At 50.1% G+C, this 17,869-nt stretch carries 17 protein-coding genes; 15 read left to right on the top strand and 2 right to left on the bottom strand.

Annotated elements, in window-relative coordinates:
- Positions 1-86: 86 nt before the first annotated feature.
- Positions 87-879, bottom strand: a protein-coding gene (locus tag RSJ68_03685; protein WNU97841.1) for an IS5 family transposase whose coding sequence is annotated in 2 segments (ribosomal slippage) — positions 87-614 and positions 616-879 — 792 coding nt in all. Because the reading frame shifts where the segments join, the coding sequence is not laid out codon by codon here.
- Between the two features lie 29 nt (positions 880-908).
- On the opposite strand from RSJ68_03685, the gene RSJ68_03680 reads away from it, so the two are divergent.
- The 12 genes from RSJ68_03680 to RSJ68_03625 all read left to right on the top strand — a co-directional run bounded on the left by RSJ68_03680 (position 909) and on the right by RSJ68_03625 (position 13,276).
- On the top strand, positions 909-1,403 hold the full coding sequence (locus tag RSJ68_03680) for a hypothetical protein (protein WNU97840.1): 495 nt from the start codon (positions 909-911) through the stop codon (positions 1,401-1,403).
- A gap of 1,163 nt (positions 1,404-2,566) precedes the next feature.
- Positions 2,567-3,190 carry a phage baseplate assembly protein V gene (locus tag RSJ68_03675; GenBank protein ID WNU97839.1) on the top strand — a complete coding sequence of 208 codons (624 nt, stop codon included), beginning with the start codon at positions 2,567-2,569 and terminating at the stop codon, positions 3,188-3,190.
- A complete protein-coding gene (locus RSJ68_03670) occupies positions 3,187-3,513 on the top strand; it encodes a GPW/gp25 family protein (GenBank protein ID WNU97838.1) in 327 nt (108 codons plus the stop codon). The genes RSJ68_03675 and RSJ68_03670 overlap by 4 nt, the downstream gene beginning before the upstream one ends.
- Positions 3,514-3,518: 5 nt before the next feature.
- Complete coding sequence (locus RSJ68_03665; GenBank protein WNU97837.1) at positions 3,519-4,412, top strand: baseplate J/gp47 family protein; 894 nt, start codon at positions 3,519-3,521, stop codon at positions 4,410-4,412.
- Positions 4,409-4,993, top strand: a complete 585-nt coding sequence (locus RSJ68_03660; protein ID WNU97836.1) for a phage tail protein I — start codon at positions 4,409-4,411, stop codon at positions 4,991-4,993. The genes RSJ68_03665 and RSJ68_03660 overlap by 4 nt, the downstream gene beginning before the upstream one ends.
- An 8-nt stretch (positions 4,994-5,001) precedes the next feature.
- Entirely contained in the window at positions 5,002-6,024 is a 1,023-nt protein-coding gene (locus RSJ68_03655; GenBank protein WNU97835.1) for a phage tail protein, read from the top strand.
- 65 nt (positions 6,025-6,089) lie between these two features.
- A complete protein-coding gene (locus tag RSJ68_03650) occupies positions 6,090-6,830 on the top strand; it encodes a hypothetical protein (GenBank protein WNU97834.1) in 741 nt (246 codons plus the stop codon).
- A gap of 9 nt (positions 6,831-6,839) precedes the next feature.
- Positions 6,840-7,499: a hypothetical protein gene (locus RSJ68_03645; GenBank protein ID WNU97833.1), complete on the top strand. Its 660-nt coding sequence runs from the start codon at positions 6,840-6,842 to the stop codon at positions 7,497-7,499.
- Positions 7,492-11,049 carry a hypothetical protein gene (locus RSJ68_03640; protein ID WNU97832.1) on the top strand — a complete coding sequence of 1,186 codons (3,558 nt, stop codon included), beginning with the start codon at positions 7,492-7,494 and terminating at the stop codon, positions 11,047-11,049. The genes RSJ68_03645 and RSJ68_03640 overlap by 8 nt, the downstream gene beginning before the upstream one ends.
- A 115-nt stretch (positions 11,050-11,164) precedes the next feature.
- Entirely contained in the window at positions 11,165-12,337 is a 1,173-nt protein-coding gene (locus RSJ68_03635; GenBank protein ID WNU97831.1) for a phage tail sheath subtilisin-like domain-containing protein, read from the top strand.
- A 9-nt stretch (positions 12,338-12,346) separates the two neighbouring features.
- A complete protein-coding gene (locus tag RSJ68_03630) occupies positions 12,347-12,853 on the top strand; it encodes a phage major tail tube protein (protein WNU97830.1) in 507 nt (168 codons plus the stop codon).
- Between the two features lie 66 nt (positions 12,854-12,919).
- The gene (locus RSJ68_03625; protein ID WNU97829.1) at positions 12,920-13,276 is read left to right on the top strand and encodes a hypothetical protein; all 357 of its coding nucleotides are present in this window, start codon (positions 12,920-12,922) and stop codon (positions 13,274-13,276) included.
- 256 nt (positions 13,277-13,532) lie between these two features.
- Here RSJ68_03625 and RSJ68_03620 read toward each other — a convergent pair whose 3' ends face one another.
- The gene (locus RSJ68_03620; GenBank protein ID WNU97828.1) at positions 13,533-13,655 is read right to left on the bottom strand and encodes a hypothetical protein; all 123 of its coding nucleotides are present in this window, start codon (positions 13,653-13,655) and stop codon (positions 13,533-13,535) included.
- A gap of 27 nt (positions 13,656-13,682) precedes the next feature.
- On the opposite strand from RSJ68_03620, the gene RSJ68_03615 reads away from it, so the two are divergent.
- Genes RSJ68_03615 through RSJ68_03605 form a run of 3 tightly spaced genes read left to right on the top strand, consistent with a single transcriptional unit; the run spans position 13,683 to position 17,860 of the window.
- Positions 13,683-16,139: a phage tail tape measure protein gene (locus RSJ68_03615; protein ID WNU97827.1), complete on the top strand. Its 2,457-nt coding sequence runs from the start codon at positions 13,683-13,685 to the stop codon at positions 16,137-16,139.
- A gap of 11 nt (positions 16,140-16,150) precedes the next feature.
- Entirely contained in the window at positions 16,151-16,600 is a 450-nt protein-coding gene (locus tag RSJ68_03610; protein WNU97826.1) for a phage tail protein, read from the top strand.
- An 18-nt stretch (positions 16,601-16,618) separates the two neighbouring features.
- Positions 16,619-17,860 carry a contractile injection system protein, VgrG/Pvc8 family gene (locus RSJ68_03605; GenBank protein ID WNU97825.1) on the top strand — a complete coding sequence of 414 codons (1,242 nt, stop codon included), beginning with the start codon at positions 16,619-16,621 and terminating at the stop codon, positions 17,858-17,860.
- Positions 17,861-17,869 lie beyond the last annotated feature (9 nt).

Here is a 17,869-nt window from a genome sequence, read left to right as displayed (position 1 = left end):
TTTCAGACGACCTCAAAGCCCATGACCCTCTCCAAACTTCCTCTTTGGCAGACTCCCGAACAAGTCTGCGACATCTTAGAGCGTGTTCATAGTCTTCGTAGCAGGACTCCCAAGAAAGCCAAAGCTACCATTTGCAGACTGGTACTCAACTTACGCTCGCAGTTTTTCCAAAGCCGCCTGTTCTTTTCCAACCAGGAAAAGCTGCACTCTACTACCCATCGCTTCGGCAATACTGCAAAACGGTGCAATTCGTTTCGTTTGGCAATCTCTACCTCCGCACCAATCAACTCCTGTACCGACGAAGCAAATGCCTTACCCGTGTAACCACCGTCAGCAAGGATTTTTTGTATCGCACCAAGATTATCCCGCCCACGTTCCAATGCCACCAGGCAGCCTTTTCTATCCGTAACATCCGCCGTCGTTACCGCAAGGGCATGCGGCAAACCTTGCGTGTCAACCGCTATATGTCGCTTGATACCGCTAACCTTCTTGCCCGCATCGTAGCCTTTTTCCATGGCGGTATCCGTGTTCTTCACACTCTGCGCATCAATAATCAGGAAAGTAGTTGCTTCATGGCGCCCCTGCTTGCGGCGCTCCGCAACTAACTGATTTTTTTAATGCTTCCTCAAGGATGCTGATGCCACTCTCGCGTGGTTCGGTCCATCTCTGGAAGTAGGAATGCACGGTGCGCCATTTGGAGAAGTCGCCCGGCAAAGCGCGCCAGGAGCAGCCAGTGCGTTGCAGGTAGAGAATGGCACAAAAGACATCGTACAAGTCCACCTGGCGTGGCGCTGTGCGTTTACGGGCACTTTCCAGCAGGGGAAGGAGAGGCGCAAATTGCTCGCGACTGATATCGCTTGGGTAGGTTTTTCTGTTCATGCCGATAGTTTACAGCAGAGGCTGAGACAATGAACACGTTCTTACTTGCGCTGCCGGAAAAGCAGCGCAATCGTGCGTTGTACGAACTCGTTTCCCTTTTTGATCATGAAAACCCGCAAGGTCGGACGGAAGCCGAAAGTCAGCTTGCCGCCCTGCGCCTGCTGTGGCATGACCCGCGTTTTCAAGGTTTGGAAAACATCAGACATTGGCTGCGCGATGTGCTTGGGTTGGATGAGTCAAACGGTTCATGGCTTACGTTGCAGAGCGACATTGAAACGCTGATGGAAATGCTCCATCCCGAAACCTGCCGCACTTACGGAGAATACGGCGGTATGTTCAAAAGCGCGCAAACGCTCGAACCTTTTGTCGCCCGAATGTTCGAGTGCGATACCGAAGCCTCGCGCAGCATGGCTTGGGACTGTCTGTATTGGAATAAAGAACTCTGCCGCCTACGCCCTGAATGGGATGAATGGTTGAAAGAAGAAATCCGAAATCTGCATGATAAATACGGTGAAAACAAATAGCTGTCGCAGTTGATCTATTCTGATAGGCGGGCTTTATGATTGAAAAACAAATCTGACCGCTCCCTATTTTTCCAGTGAATGAAACCGGCTTGCCCAGAGGTTAAAACGACAATTTTTCGCGAGAACGAATAGCAAATAATAAAAAGGTCGTCTGAAAATGTTCAGACGACCTTTTTTAAATCCGCAACCGCAATTGGCGGGGCTTTGTTTTCAATGCTAAGGCTTGGGATGAAGCACAAATTATCCAGTCTTAATCCCCTAAGTAGAGGGGCTTTCTTTCTTATCTACTCCAGTGATCAGTCATTCAACCGCAGGGTATTCTGTTCACCATCCTCGCAAACAAGGCAAAACATGGATGACCTACCTGTCAATGTCATCTGAAACAAAGTTTTTGTTTTCAGACGACCTCATCTTTTTCTGCAAAATTTGAGGATAAGAAGGTTTACGTAAATACAACAGAAATAACTGGAAAATCTTTTTGTGTAGCTTCGAAGAAATGTGAAGTTTTTTTAACTTTGGCGTACCGAAACGGTAATTAAAAACCCTGAGAAATGGGTATGATATTTAAGGCCAATCTGCTTCAGCCCCAATTTTTATTAGTCAAACAAAAGGCACTGCTTTAAACAGTGCCTTTAAAATCTGGCAGAGAGGAAGGGATTAAGATTAAATAAAAACCTAATGATTTAAAAACAGAATATTTTTTAAAATAGAAAAGTAACATATTAAATAACAAATAAAACATCTAAAATGAAAAGAGGTCGCCTGATAACAATTCAGACGACCTTTTACATTTTTACCGCATCGAAACTTAAAAAACACATACAAAAACACCACCACTTGCCCATATCTGCGGAGCTTGTGAAAATAAGCCTGTCATCTGAAGTGATACTCCTTGGAAAGTTGTAAGCATGACAGCCGGAAAGACGGCAATCCCAAAAGCCGCCGTTGCGCCAATCAACGGCGGCTTTTCCAAAATTGAGAAGGCATCATGTTTAAAGAACCTTGCACCATACTGAAAATCAAAAGCCGTCCATTGTTTTTCTGCGGATTGTGGTTTGTTACCTCGAATTGCAAAACGAAAATGGCTGGAAGTTTGAAAGACGAGCCATGTTTGTCAGCAAATCGGCAGCAGAAAATATAAAAATCGGAGACAACATAATCCCATGACAGCCCGTCAATTAGAGAACCTCATAAAAATAGGCACCGTGCAAGAGGTTGACCCAGTGTCAAACCGTATCCGGGTACAACATGGCGGATTGTTGACGGACTGGCTCAAATATAAAACCCCTGCTGCCGGTGGCGTATCGATTTGGCGTTTGCCAAGCATCGGCGAAGCCTGCCTCATCTTATCGCCAAGCGGCGAAACAGAAAACGGCATCGTCTTATGCGGCATCGACAGTACCCAATACCCAGCACCATCACAAAACCCAAATGAAACCATCATCAGATTACCGGATGGGGCGGAAATAAACTACGACCACGTTCGCCGCCATTTAAAAATCAGCGGAATACAAACCGCAGACATCACTGCCGAAAAATCTGCAACGGTACACACAAAACATCTGACTATTGACAGCCCCATGACCGATATTGAAGGCGCGCTAAATGTCAAAGGGCTGCTCACATACCAAGGCGGTATGTCAGGCAGCGGTGGCACAGGTGGAGCGGCAGCCGTTATTAACGGAACAATTCGTCAACAATCGGGCAGCATTATCAGCAACGGAATAAACCTGACCACCCATACCCATAAGGGAGACAGCGGCGGAACGACAGGACAGCCGCAATGACCGACGACAAAACAGGACGCTTGATCGGATTAAAAACACACATTGCCCAATCAATCAAAAACATTCTCTTCACCCGCATCGGTACCCGTGTAATGCGAGAAGATTACGGCAGCCTGCTCCCTGAATTGATAGATATGCCGATGACCCCTGCCGTTATTGCCGTAAGCCATCAAGCAATAGTAACTGCCATCGCAACATGGGAGCCACGAATCAAAATCAGCCAAATCCAATTTGACGTGCAGGCCGCCGCCGAAGGTCGTCTGAAAGTAGCCATCCATACCGCCCTTGAAGATGGGACAGAGCAAATATTCAAAATAGAGTAAAGACAATGGCCGAAATCGATTTAACCCGCCTTCCCGCTCCGAAAGTCATCGAAGAATTAGATTTTGAAACGATTTTCGAGCGCAAAAAAACAGCACTGCTTGAGCTTGTCCCATCATCCGTCCGAGAAACTATTGCAGCAACCCTGTCGCTGGAATCAGAGCCGCTGACAATAGACCTGCAACAGCAAGCCTACCAAGAAATGATACTTAGGCAGCGCATCAACCAAGCGGCAGCATCGACGTTGCTGGCATTTGCCCAAGGTAGCGATTTAGACCACCTTGCCGCCGCGAAGGGGATAACAAGAAAAATAGTGCGTCAAGCCGACCCAACTGCCCTGCCTCCCGTCGAAGCACTTTACGAAACAGACGACGACCTGCGCCGTCGCGTCCAACTTTACCCCGAAAAACTCGCCGCAGCCGGTCCGCGCGCCGCCTACGAAGCCCATGCATTAGACGCTCACCCGAAAATCATTGACGCGCGCGCCGTCCGAGAGGTTGCAGGTACGGTCTGCGTCTTTATTAAGGCAGCGGACGGCGTGCCATCGGCAGAAATTTTGCAGGCGGCGCAGGATTATTTGAGCGCGGAGACCCGCCGCCCCTTATGCGATACCGTAAAAGTTAAAGCCGGTCGCCCGAAGGCAGTCAGGATTGCCGCAAGGATTAGATACGAATCGGGTCCGGATTTGACCTTGGTAAAAAACAAGCAGCTTGATGACTTAAAAAAAATGCTCGAAAAAAACAGCAGATTAGGTGCAAGCGTCGCATTGTCAAAAATTATCGGTGCGCTGGATACCGACGGCGTTAAAAAAATCGAAATGGCATCACCGTTGGAAGACATAAATTGTAGCGACGGAGAATACATCGAAATCAGCGAAATCAGCTTGGAGAATATGACATGACAGAAAGCATAAAACCAAGCAGCAGCACCGAATTGCAACACGCGCTATCAAAACTGACATCAGCGGAACTGGCGCAATTATTTGACTTGAATGAAATCGCACGAACCCGCCGCCCAGTTGACTGCCCGCCGGAATGGCTGCCTTGGCTGGCTTGGGAAAACTCAATAGGCAGCGATGAAGGCTGGGACATTGCCGAAACCGAATCCGCCCGTCGGCGAATTGTCGCCGAATACATCAAAATCCACGAAAGAAAAGGGACACCGTCCGTAATACGACAATTATTCAAAGACTTGGGATATGGCGACATTGAGATAATTGAAAACTACGGAAGTCTGTATTGGGATGGCACCGCCTATTTTGACGGGACATTCGTTTTCGGTGGTCAGGAAGGCGACTGGGCAGAATACAAAATCAAACTGAGCCGTCCGATTACAAACAGAGAGGTCGAAAAGATAAAAAAATGGCTAGGGCAAATCGTGCCGCTCCGTTGCCGATTGGTCGAGATGGACTACAGAAGCAACGCCATCTACTGGAATGGCGAAATCGAATTTAATGGCGAATATAACTTCGGCGCAGCTTAAGGAAAATTATGGCAAACGCAATCGAAAAAAACGAATTCACGCAATATGTTTATCTGGTTGAACCGGGCGATAAAGTCATTGGCGGCGCGGATGCCCCAATAAACCAGCCTTTGCAGGCACTCGCCAACAGGACAAACAATTTAAACATCCGTCTCAAAGCCGTCGATAAAAAAATCAGTGAAAACACCGACACCGTCAAGATTACCGGTGATCAAACCATCAACGGCGACAAAACATTTGGCGGCAATACCGTGTTTACAAAAGGCATTGCCGTGGCAGCCTCGCCTGCGCTTTACGCCGCCAACAAATATATCCATATCGACTCCGACGCGGATCAGGTTTTTTTGCGCAACAAAAACAATAATAAAGCACTGGCTTTAAAAAACAACGGAGTCATCGAGTACGATAATTCGCCGCTGCTTTTGCAACGGAGCATTTCCCATAATCCAGAGCATACCGGTACCAATACCGTGCCGTCATCGTATGCCCTGTCAAAATTAAAAGCCGAAACAATAGATGTTTCGCCATCTTCGAGCGGCTCAAAGCATCGGATATCCATCGGCTGGGACGTCCCCGGACTGGTGGCAAAAGTTGACCAAATATTTTTCAACGTATCAGCACCAAGCGGCACGGTTGTAGCCTTAGCGGGCGAAGCAGTGCCTTACGGCTGGCTTGAGTGTCACGGCGCGGCGGTATCCCGTCAGACCTATGCCACGCTGTTCGCCGTTATCGGAACGCGCTACGGAGCGGGCGACGGCAGTACAACATTCAACCTGCCAGACCTTCGCGGTGAATTTATTCGCGGCTGGGACGCCGGTCGCGGTCGGGACGCCGGTCGCGTCTTGGGCAGTTGGCAGGCGGACGAATTTCGCAGCCATACCCACGGCATCGGGGTAAGACTGGGCGCCGATACCGACAGGGGGCATAATCCATCGACTGTATCCGTTGATAACGAAGGCACAACCGGCGCCGCAGGCGGTGTGGAAACGCGCCCGATGAACGTGGCTATGAGATACATCATCAAGATTTAATTTGAAAAGGTCGTCCGAAAAACCGAAACCACGTTTCAGACGACCTTATGGAAAAGGAAAAAGAAATGAGCCAAAACATCGAATGGACTAAACCCGTCTGTCAGCTTGACGCAGACAATATTTATATCGGTCAGATTAATGCCGAATTGGACATCTACGCCCGCGACGGCAGTTACCTGATTCCAGCAGGCTGTATTGACACCACGCCGCCAAAAATTTCAGCCGGATATGTCGCCCGATGGAATGGCTCAGACTGGGACATCATCGAAGACCATCGAGGCAAGGCAGCGTACCGTAAAGCAGACGGCGTTGCCGTCATCATCGACAAAGTGGGCAGACTTACCAACGACTTGACCCTGCTTGAACCCGCGAACGAATACTGCGAATGGGACGGCAAAAAATGGATTGAGAACCAAGCCAAGAAAGCCGAAGCAGAAGAGACCAAACTCGCCACCGCCAAATCCATCGCATTGTCTCGCCTCAACCAACAAGCACAAGCAATTGTCAATGAACAAAGCGGCATGGACGACCTGCCCGCCTTTGAAGTGCAGAGCTGGGTAGACCAAGCTGCCGAAGCCCGCGAGTGGGAAAAAAATCCGTCTGCACCGACGCCAGTAATCGATCGCATCGCCGCCGCTCGTGGAATCGGTTCAGACAACCTAAAAGCTGCTGTTCTGCGTAAAGCAAAAGAGTATCAGGAATTGAGCGCAGAAGTTGCCGGACGCCGTCAGGCATTAGCTGAAAAAATCGCCGCCGCCAACACAATCGAAGAAATCGAAGCCATCAAAATCGAATTTGACTTTTAAGGCATAAAAATGAGCATCCAAACCAAAAATTTGACCCTGTACCGTGGTGATACCCGAGTTTTTCGCGTCGGTTTTGACGGCGGCGGACTCCCATTTGAGCCGCGTGAAGCTCAATGGGCAATGACGGTTCGTGGTCAGACGGGTGAAGAGTTGAGGCCGCAGCTTAGTGTCAGCGGGCGCGAAATCATTATTACATTTCCTGCCGCCCTGACTCAAAATGTCGCATGGGCAAACGGACAATACGATCTCCGTGCCATTTTTGGCGGTATCGTCTCAACCGTCCTAAAAGGCGACGTATATATCGCGCCGTCAATCTCAAACGTCAGCGGATTTATCGGTGAGGCTACTGAGCCGGTACGCGTCAGCATCATGGAGCAGGGTTTAGTGGTTATGGCATCACCCACTCCGTCAGTCGAGACATCAAAAATGCTGACAGCCGAAGAAATCAGAAAAATCGTCGAAACGGTTGTTAAAGAAAACATCGGTAGTGCAAAACAACCTACTCAACCTACACAACCCGCACCAACGCAACCGGCAACTGGCGGCACGGGTAACAACGCGGCGGCAACGCCCACTCCTGTCCCAACGCAACCGGCAACGGACAATGGCGGGGTTAGTGACGAGGCGTTGGCGGATATTATGAAAGATTTAGGTGAAACAAATGGCTAAAGAATTAAATAACTTAGAAAAAGCGTTATCGGCAATTGCCAAGAATACGAAGGCGGCAAAGGATACGGCGGCGGACGCCAAAAAACTGGCAGCCATCGAACCTGCCGTAAACGAAGCAGGCGAGTTGCAGTATGGCGGCAAAACCATCACTAAGCTCATTACTCCGACAGCCCTTACAAGGGAGGTAGGTATTGCTTTGGGAGGTGCAGAGGTTGCCAATAGTCTGTACAAACAGCAAAGCAATTTTGAAGAATTGCAGGTCAAGGAAGCATCCCGCATTGCGCTTGAACAGGGTGTTTACTACATCGAAGACGCGTTGCCTGAAGACCTTAAAGAGAAGGTTCGCACTCGTCATTACGAGAAAGAGAAAAACATCAATCAAGCAGAAGCGTTGAAAATCGTCCAACTTATTCAGGCGTGGCTGGATAAGTTGCCGTCCAATGTTTGGATTTCCACGCGCGGCGGCGTATTCCCGCTGACTAAAAACGTCGGTTATGCCCCTGATTATTTCGGCGCGGACAACCGTATTAAAACGCGCGGTGTCGGTTATGGTTGGCGAGAAGAAGATGGAGTTAGAAAAAGAATCCCTGATGAAGTCAGATTGACGCTTCACGGTTGCCAGCCTTGTTTGGCGTTCCGTAAATTCAAATTCAATACGATTGATTTTACGAAGGGTACTTTTATTGTCGAAGAGCATGGTCAGGATGCCTTCCACCTTTGTGATGGTTCTGAAGGCACTCGCATCATCCACGCAGGCAATATCACAACCCGCGCATACCTGAAGTATGGCTATAAGTCAGGGGCAGACCTTGACAAAATGCTATGGCCTCCGATTGACGGATGGTCTAAAGAAAACCCGCATCTTGGTACAGGTATGGCGGAAAAAGGCGTGGCGGAGGCTGGCTTTAATACCACCACATATCCTATTGTTGATAATGCAACCTACATGAATAATAGCCTTATTTGTGAAGGCATTAAGAATTTTGAAGGTTGGTTCTCAGGAGAGCAGGTACTCCAGTACATCCGAGATGAAGACGGCACTCGTTATCTTTCAGCAGGCGGCTATTGGGATGCAAACGGAAATTCTAAATTTCCGCGACATGACGGTACTACTGGAGATACATGGGGTAAATGGCGCGGCGGTCAAATCGGTAGTCGTGCCTATGGATGGCGCATCTATGGCACAAATCGAACCCATATAGAGTATTTTGACGTTCGCGGGTTTAACGGCGGCGGCATTGTTTGCGGCTTGTATGGTGCGCCCGATGGCGAGCAAGTCGATGCGCGTGATTCAAAAGCTGCTTACGATGCAGGTATTGTTGCAGTAAACACTAAAATCACCGGTGGGTACTTTACCCACAACTATATTTGCGGGGTTGAGGCTATTCGTGCGAGCGGGTACGAGCTTTGCGGCATATATGCCCCTGACTCCGTCGTCGGACACCCTGACGCGCACCTCGAGCACGTCCGAGGAATTGGTGGTACTACCTCAATCGACCCGGGCTATCAGCAATGTACCAGCCGTTATTTGCCGTTAGATAACGTCTTCATCCATGACAACGTTTTCGGTCTTGGTAAACGTAAAATCATGGATATTCATACGGGCAATAACGTCAAGGTCATCAATAACAGCGGACGCGCAATGTATTACGGCGTGTCAACCGTTATCGAAGAGTTGTTTGCAAGTAAGTTGATTAACCCTAAAGACCCGCGCAACAGTAAAGACACCGCCGACCCGTATTCATTCCCGTATCAAGACAGTAACATTGAAATTCGCGGCAATGTGATTGTTTCAGGCTTGTTTGGTTTGCATCCAATCAACGGGGCATCAGGCGTGAAATTCCGTAAAGATGCTGGCAAATGGTGGCTTCGTTGCCATCAGGTTTGGGCTGACAATATCGTTTATGCGCCGCGCGGACTGATTTGCAACTTTGGGCATAACCATTTTGTGATTGATAACAACCAGTTCACTTTTGCCCTGCCTTTCGGTACTTTTTACGGTTTGAATCAAATTTCGGACATCAAAGTAACCAATGGCGGCAGCGGTTATACATCGCCGCCGAAAGTGATAATCACAGGCGGCGGCGATGAAGCCTATGACGCCAAGGCACGCGCCAAAATCAAAGACGGCAAAGTCATCGAAATTCGTATTGAGCGCGTTGGCAGCCGTTACATGGTTCCGCCTACCGTTACCATCGAAGGCGGCGGCGGGTCTGGGGCTACGGCTGAAGCGTATGTGAATACCTTTACCTACGGAATGTTGGTAGGGGCTGAAGGAAGACACGGTACAATGCTTGGCAGCGTGATTACCCGAAATTATGTTCAAAACTCGCCTGAAGGCAACTTTGCGCGTCAAATTACCATTGGCAATCTTCGCGGGGCTACTATCGCTTGCAACTATGCAGACGTTACGCCATATTCGAGCGTCGAAAAGGCTAAAAAACCTTTCGGCGACCCGTATGTTAGCAATAGCATGAAATACCGTGACGGCATTGGTTCATTCGGCTTTTACGGCGGGGCATTGGACAAGTGCGAAGTATTCGGGAACTACGAATACGACCAAATGACAGACAGACTGGATGTATGGACCGGAAGCAGTTTGCGCGGCGATAAAGTTGTTAGTGTGCATAGCAATTATGCGCCGACGACTCAACAGGATTTCTTGGATGCCATCAAACAAAAATCGTTTGAGATGCAGCTTGAAGCCCTTAAGACCGAGATGGCGGCTATGAAGGCAGCTGGTACGGTTACTCCAAGCCCTACGAACACGCCGCAATCTGACAGTGGCTCACAAGGCGCAACGGCTACTGCACAGCCGACAACGCCTGTGGCTCCGGCACCGACAACACCGGCACCTGTAACGCCAGCTAACCCACTGACAAATAGCGATCAGGCGCAAAGCCAGCCTGCGGCCAAGCCCGAAACGTCCATCAAATTTACGTTTGACGGCGTAGAAGCGACGGCTACTGAGGCTTTGGGTAGCAATGGTGTATCAAAACTCAAAACTGAGAATAATGCTGTAAGAGCGGGCGAACCTGAAGGCTGGGTTGGCGCGTTTGGCGAGCAGGACGGGCACCGCGTCATGATGGCAGCAACCAGTAAAGGTAAAGGCGTGCGCTATATCGAGACCGAGGGCGTCGAGTCTGACGGCACGTCAGACAGTGCGGTAGTTTTCCCATTCAAAATTTCAGCGGGTGGCACGGACGGCAGTGCATACGCAGCAATCGTTCTCAAAGACAGTGCCATCGTCAATAACGGTTTGGTCGTTACTAATGAGGCGGGAGGCTTCAAGTTGCGCGCCAACGAAGACCTGACCATTGACGGCAAAGTCGTCAGCCCGACCACGATGTACGCGTACGGCAAATGGTATGTCGCCGCACTGACGATCAAAGCGGGCAAGGACTACAACAAAATCAGATTCGGCATCAATCATGCCGGTAATACCGGACGCAACATCACCATCGGTGCGGGTATCGAGTTTTTGAGCGGAGACGTTTCAAATGCCAATAAAAAAGCAGAAGCACTGATGGTCAAGTATGGAATAGAGTAATGGACAGGTCGTCAGATAGTTTCAGACGACCTTAAAAACCTGATAAAAAAAAATCATACTTGAGTAGAGAGGGCGATTGGAAAAAAATTAGGAAAGACATAAACAGGATAAAAATATGACTGCAAAACGAATGCATGGCGTAACTGCCAACGAATATACCCACGGTGCGCGCGCCGTATCAGACATTGCCAGCAACATCATCGGCTTAGTTGCTACATCTGAAGATGCTGACGCGAAGACCTTTCCGCTGGATACTCCGATTTTTGCTACATCTGTCGGCAGTCTGTTGGGAAAAGCCGGCAGTAAAGGCACGCTGGGAAAATCGTTAGATGCCATCTATGACCAAGCAGATGCGCAGATTGTTGTAGTCCGCGTAGCATCATCGGCAAAACCCGCTGAACAAAAAGCAGCAATAATTAAAGGCGCAAAAATCCTGCGTCAAGCCCCTGTCCGTACTGGCTTCAAGCCAAAGATTATCGGTGCGCCAGAATTGGATGATGCCGACGTAACCGCTGAATTGTGCGTGGCTGCCAACGCCTTGGGTGGATTCGTCTATGCTTCTGCGGGAGGGGCTGACGAGATTCCGGCAGTGCAAACCTACCGCCAAGGTTTTGGACAAAATAATCTCATGTTAATCGACAATGAGTTTATGACGGCAGGCGCAAACGGAACGCCGCAGACCGCTGCCACTATTGCCCGAATCTTAGGCGCGCGCGCCATGCTTGACGAAAAAATCGGTCCGCACAAATCAATATCTAATACAGAGATTCAAGGCGTGTCCGCCATCAAATCACCGCGCAGCTTCGGACTGTTGGACATTAATTCAGATGCGAACACACTCAACAACCTAGACGTAACGACCCTGATCCGCGAAAAAGGTTTCCGCGTATGGGGCAACCGCACATGCTCGGCAGATCCGATTTGGGCATTCGAGCCGACAGTCCGTGTTGCATCAATTATCAAAGAGACCATCGCCGAAAGTTTCCTCTGGGCAATGGATAAACCGATGCATCCTTCCCTGATGATTGACATCATCAACACAATCAACGCGAAGCTGGCGGAAAAAGTCTATAAAGGTTGGTTATTGGGCGCGCAGGTATTCATCGACCCGAAAAAAATCGAAAAAGAGCGCGTATCAAACGGCATCTTCGCATTTGACTACGAATTTACCGTCGCCCCGCCGTTGGAAAACATCGAACTGAACCAACACGTCTCCGATCGCTTTATCGTTAACCTGACCGACCGCGTCATCGAGTTTGCGTCAAACATCAAACCGACCACAGTATAAGGACAGCAAATGCAGTTACCACGCATCCTCAAAAGTTTTAACGTATTTACCGACGGCCTCAACAAAGACGGCGTCCTGATGACCGTCAAACGCCCCGACATCAAATTCAAAACCGAAGACTACACGCCGGGTGGTGGTCTGGGTGAATACACAGTCATTCACGGCATTGAAAAACTCGAGCTTGAGCTGACAAGCAAGGGCTTTGACCTCGAATTGTTCAAATCAATCAGCCATAAAATTAATGGCAACCTGCTGCGTTACCAAGGCGCGTTGCACAAAGAGGACGAAGAAACCTATCAAACATTGGTAGGCGAAGCCCGCGGACGCATCATCGAGACCACACGCAACGAAGACAAAGCAGGCGAAGGCGGCGAACAGACATTTAAGTACGCCCTGACCTACTGGAAAGAAACAGTTGACGGCGAAGTCATTTTCGAATGCGACCTGATGGCAAACAAACTCGTCATCGGCGGTAAAGACATTCGCGCCGGCATCCGCAACGCATTAGGTCTGTAATCGTCAAAAAGCAAAGGTCGGGCAGCAAAAGCCCGACCGACAACAATCAATTCAAAGGCGCAAAAAATGCAGCAAGAACCCAAAATCAAAATCAACCCGGACAACACCATTATCGTAACCGTATCAAACGGCACGGCCTACACCCTCCGCGAACCGCTCGCCAAAGACATGGCGGGCTTAGGGCAAGACCTGATTAAAATCAAGCACACGGAAACCATCCAAAAGCTGCTCTCAAAAATCAGTACGCCCAAAATCGGCATGGCTCAATATGGCGGATTCAGCATGGCGGACGCGCAAGCCCTCAACTCCGCCGTAGATTTTTTTTCAGCACCGCCGTCAGCGAAAGTAGAGATTCAGGAAGCCTTTGCGGAATTGGGTTATTTCCAAGATTCCGCTACCGAGCAGACACTTTCAGCCGGCTGATAAATTCCGTCCCTGATATTTGGGAAGATGACGTTGACGGCGATCCGCAAAAGTTTTACCCAATAGACGATGCCCTCGCCCTCTGCGCAATCACATTTAAAGGGTCGATTGATTGGTTTGCCGAACAAAACCTATACAGGTTAAACAGTTGGGCGGCAAAAGCAGAAGAAATAAACCGGATTCAATCCGAAAATATAGGGCAATAAAAAAGGTCGTCTGAAATCAATTCAGACGACCTTTTCAATCGACAAAATAATCAAGGAAGCATCCATACCATAAGGGCAATGACGGCAACAAAAAGCCAAAATAATGCGCCATACCACCAAATGACAGAATCGACTGCATTCAAAACCGAATCCGCCAAGATTTGATTTTTCATTTTCCGTTTCATCTTAAAGCTCGAGCCATGACAGACAAGACAATTAATATTATCCTCAAAGCCGCCGACAAAGCAAGCAAAACGTTTGACAGAATTAAAAAAAGTAGTAGCGGGCTGTCGGGCGAATTGGCGAAAAACAAAAAAGAAATGCGAGATCTCGAGCGCGCCCAAACCGCACTGGTAAAAATCGGCAAGGCAGAACAATATTTCAACCGTCTGAATGAGCAAATTATCCGTAATTCTGCCGCCACAAGCCGTCTTACTGCCGAAATCGACAAAACGGGCGTTGCCACAAAAAAACAGGCGGCAGAACTCAAAAAGCTGACCCGTGAAGGAGAAAGGCTGAATAACGAATACGAAAAACAATCCGCGCAGCTAAAACGCTACAAAGACCACATGGAAAAAGTTGGCGTATCCGGACAAAACCTTGAAAAAGAGCAGGCAGAGATTGCCGCCCGTATGCAGAAGACTACTGCCCAAATCGAAAAGCAGTCCACCGCCTTAGAAAAGCTGGAAAAACGGCAACAGAGTCGAATCAAGGCCGCCGCCATCGCAGGTATTGCATCGGGTGTCTCATCATGGACAAGTAGCAAGGCTGCCACCATGAGGCAAGGTGCAGGGCATGCCATCAATACAGCCATGTCAGAAGAAGATGCAATGCAGGGACTGATTCGCCAAGTCGGCAGCCTTAAAAACGCAGATGGCAGCCTCAATCATGCAGAAATCGCCAGAATGCGCACCGAAGTCCAAAAACTAAGCGATGGATTGCCCATGGCTACCGTCGAAATCATGAAAATGATGACTGCCGGCGCGAAGATGAATATCCCACGCCAAGAGCTTGCTGCCTATGTGACCGAAGCCGTCAAAGCTGCAAATGCCTTTGAAGCAGCAGATCCGGAGGCTCTTGCCGAAGAGCTGGGGCGCATTCGCCAAAACTTCAAATTATCCAAAGAAGCCGCTTCTGAACTAGTCAACGTCATGAACTATCTCGATGACAACGCACTGGTTTCAGGCGACCAGCTCATCAGCTACATGAACGAAGTATCAGGCAGTATGGGTTTGGCGAAGATGGGCGAAAAACACGTTGCTGCCTTGGGTTCCGCCCTTATTAGTACGGGCGTTGAGTCGAGTACGGCAGCAAAGGCCGTCGGCAGCCTCATGACAAGGCTGGGTACCGCGCCTGATATGAAACCCGTACGGGAAGCCCTGAAAAGCATAGGTATGGACGCAAAATCCGTCCAAAAAGGCATGGTCGAAGACGCGCAAGGTACGCTTGAAAAAATCATTGCCGCCGTCCAAAAAATGCCGAAAGAGCAACAAGCAGGCATCCTCAAAGGCTTGGCAGGCGGCGAATATAACCGCGTATTTGCCCAACTTGTCGCTAATACAGAGCTTTGGCGCGAGCAAATCCGCCTTGCCACCTCCCCGGACGCTTTAGGCAGCCTCGACAAAGAGTTCGAAATTCGTGTTAACACCATGTCGTCCAAATGGCAGATGTTCAAAAATAAGCTCTTCAATACCGAATCAGGCTTTGGGCGCAGTATGTTTTCAGGCTTAGAGTACGGCATGAATGTCATTTCAGGCTTATTGGATAAGTTCAACGAATGGTCGGTAAAAAATCCAGAGGCCGCCGCCAAACTTGGAAAAATCGCATTTTATGCAACCGCAGCAATGACTGCCTTAGCAGGGCTGGCCGCAGTTATTGCCGCAGTTGCCGTCCCCTTTGCCGCCGCCCGCATTGCCTTTGGCGGATTCGGCATGAGTATTCTTAAAGTATTAGGCATTGCCCTACGTTTCATGACATTAAATCCCATAGGCCTTGCGCTGACTGCCATAGTCGGCATCATCTATCTCGTTTACACCAAGTGGAATACATTAACAGCGGCCTTCATCACCGGCTGGGAATGGCTCAAAAAGGTATTCGGCGGAGAAAATCCGATTGCACAGGCGGCGCAGGTAGCCCTTGCCCCTTTGAATGCCCTCAAATCCGCCGCGATGGGTGCGTATGAATGGGTAAAAAAAGCCTTTTCCACAAAAGCCCCGACCGCTCAGGGCGGCAGCGCATCAGGCTACGGCTTGGGTACATCCATCCCAAACAAAGGCTATTCGACGGGCGGTTATACCGGCGCGGGCGGCGTCAATACCCCCGCCGGTATCGTCCACAAAGGCGAGGTCGTCTTTAATCAACGAGACGTCGCACGTTTTGGCGGATGGCGGGTACTCGACAAAATCCGCAAAGCAGGATTGACTGCGTTGGGCAGTATCCTGCCGTCCTCCGCGCCCGAGACACGCCCCGCCCTTGCCGGAGCCGTTCCCGTTGCCGCCGACTTCAACCGCGGCGGCGGTGGCGGCATGAACATCAACATCACCATCAACGGCGGCAGCAGCAGTGCGGCGGAAATTGCCCGCGAAGTCCGTCGCCAAATCGAACAAATAACCGCTAATGCAGCGCGCCGCGCCCGCAGCGCGTTCAAAGACGACTAAGGATAAAAAAAATGCTGGCAACACTCGGATTTTTCCCATTTATGTTACGCACCATCCCGTTCCAAACCATCAGCCGTCAAAACGGCTGGCGGCACCCCGAACAATCAACCGTCGGCGGCGGTATCAACCCCGTGCAATACATCGGACCGGATACAGAAACCATCACCCTATCCGCCGAACTGCGCCCAGAAATCACAGGCGGCGATACCTCCCTGTCCATGCTCCGCCTCATGGCAGAGCGCGGCAAGCCGTACAACCTGATACTGGGTACCGGGCAGATAATGGGCGCATACGTCATCACGTCCATCAAAGAGGACAGAGGTCAGCTCATGCACGACAGCAAAGCCCGCGCCATCAGTTTCAGCCTCGAATTGAAAAAAGTATCCGACAGCCCGCTCGGATTAAAAGGCAAAGCCCTGCAACTCGGCGTGTCCATCGCCCGCCGTATCGCAGGCATCTAAACCGAAAAGCAAAACGCCATGACCATCCTGACCACCATCAAAGACCAAGCCGTAAAAATCTTTAACGCCATAACCGACACGGGCGGCAACCATCTGACGCCCGTCGCCAAGCTGTCCATCAACGGCAAGCCGTTCAATACCGACGCCCTATCCCGCATCATCTCCATCAGCCTGACCGACAAAAGCGGCTTCGAGGCGGACGAGCTGACCGTAAGCCTGTCCGACCACGACGGCGCGCTCGCCCTGCCCCCGAAGTCTGCCGAGATAACCATCGCCCTAGGCTACATCGAAACAGGCATTGTCGATAAAGGCAGCTACAAAATTACTGAAGTAAGCTGGAGCGGTGCACCCGACACCCTACACATCACCGCCCAATCCGCCGACACATCCGACCGCTTTTCCGAGGCAAAAGAAAAAAGCTGGCACAAAACCAGCCTGAAAGAAATCATCGAATCCATTGCCGCCGCCAACGGCTACACACCAATCATCGGCAAAGCCTACCAAGAAGAAAAAATCGACCACATCGACCAAAGCAACGAATCCGACGCCGCCTTCTTGTCGCGCCTTGCCGAACGCTACGACGCCATCGCAACAGTCAAACATGGCCGCCTCCTGTTTGTTTCATCGGGCGAAGCCACGACCGCCAGCGGGCAGCCGTTGCCCACGATCAGGATTACCCGCAACAGCGGCGACCAATACACATTCAGATACAGCAATACCGAAAGCTACAACGCCGTCCGCGCCTACTACATCGACAAGCAGACGGGGAAAAAGCACGAAGTCGTCATCACCGAAGACAACTACGACCCCGTCAAAAAAACCGTTACCACCACCAAAAAATACAAGACCAAGCGCAAAGACGGCAAAACCCACAAAACCACCACCAAAGAAGTAACCGAAATCAAGCAGGCGGACACCACCGGCAAAAAAATCAAAACCCTGCGCCATACCTACCAAAGCCCCAAAACCGCCGCCACCGGCGCGCGCGCCGCATACAAAAAACTAAAACGCGGCGCAATGGAATTCGACATTTCCCTAGCCGTTGGCCGCCCCGACATCGCGCCCGAAAGCCCCGTAACCCTGCAAGGCTTCAAACCCGAAATCGACGCAGAGAAATGGGTCGGAAAAGAAACCGTCCACACCCTAGACGGCAACGGACTGACGACCGCCGTCAAACTCCAAAGCCTGATAGATGTACCGATTGTCCTCTATGAAGGCGAAGTCAGCCCAAACTTTGCCGCCGCAGTTTCCAAACCCTGACCAAAACAA

The sequence above is a fragment of the Neisseria sp. DTU_2020_1000833_1_SI_GRL_NUU_006 genome (assembly GCA_032388755.1).
Lineage (GTDB): Bacteria > Pseudomonadota > Gammaproteobacteria > Burkholderiales > Neisseriaceae > Neisseria > Neisseria sicca_C.
The sequence above is the reverse complement of the archived record's forward strand: the minus strand, read 5'-3'. Positions and strand labels throughout refer to the sequence as shown.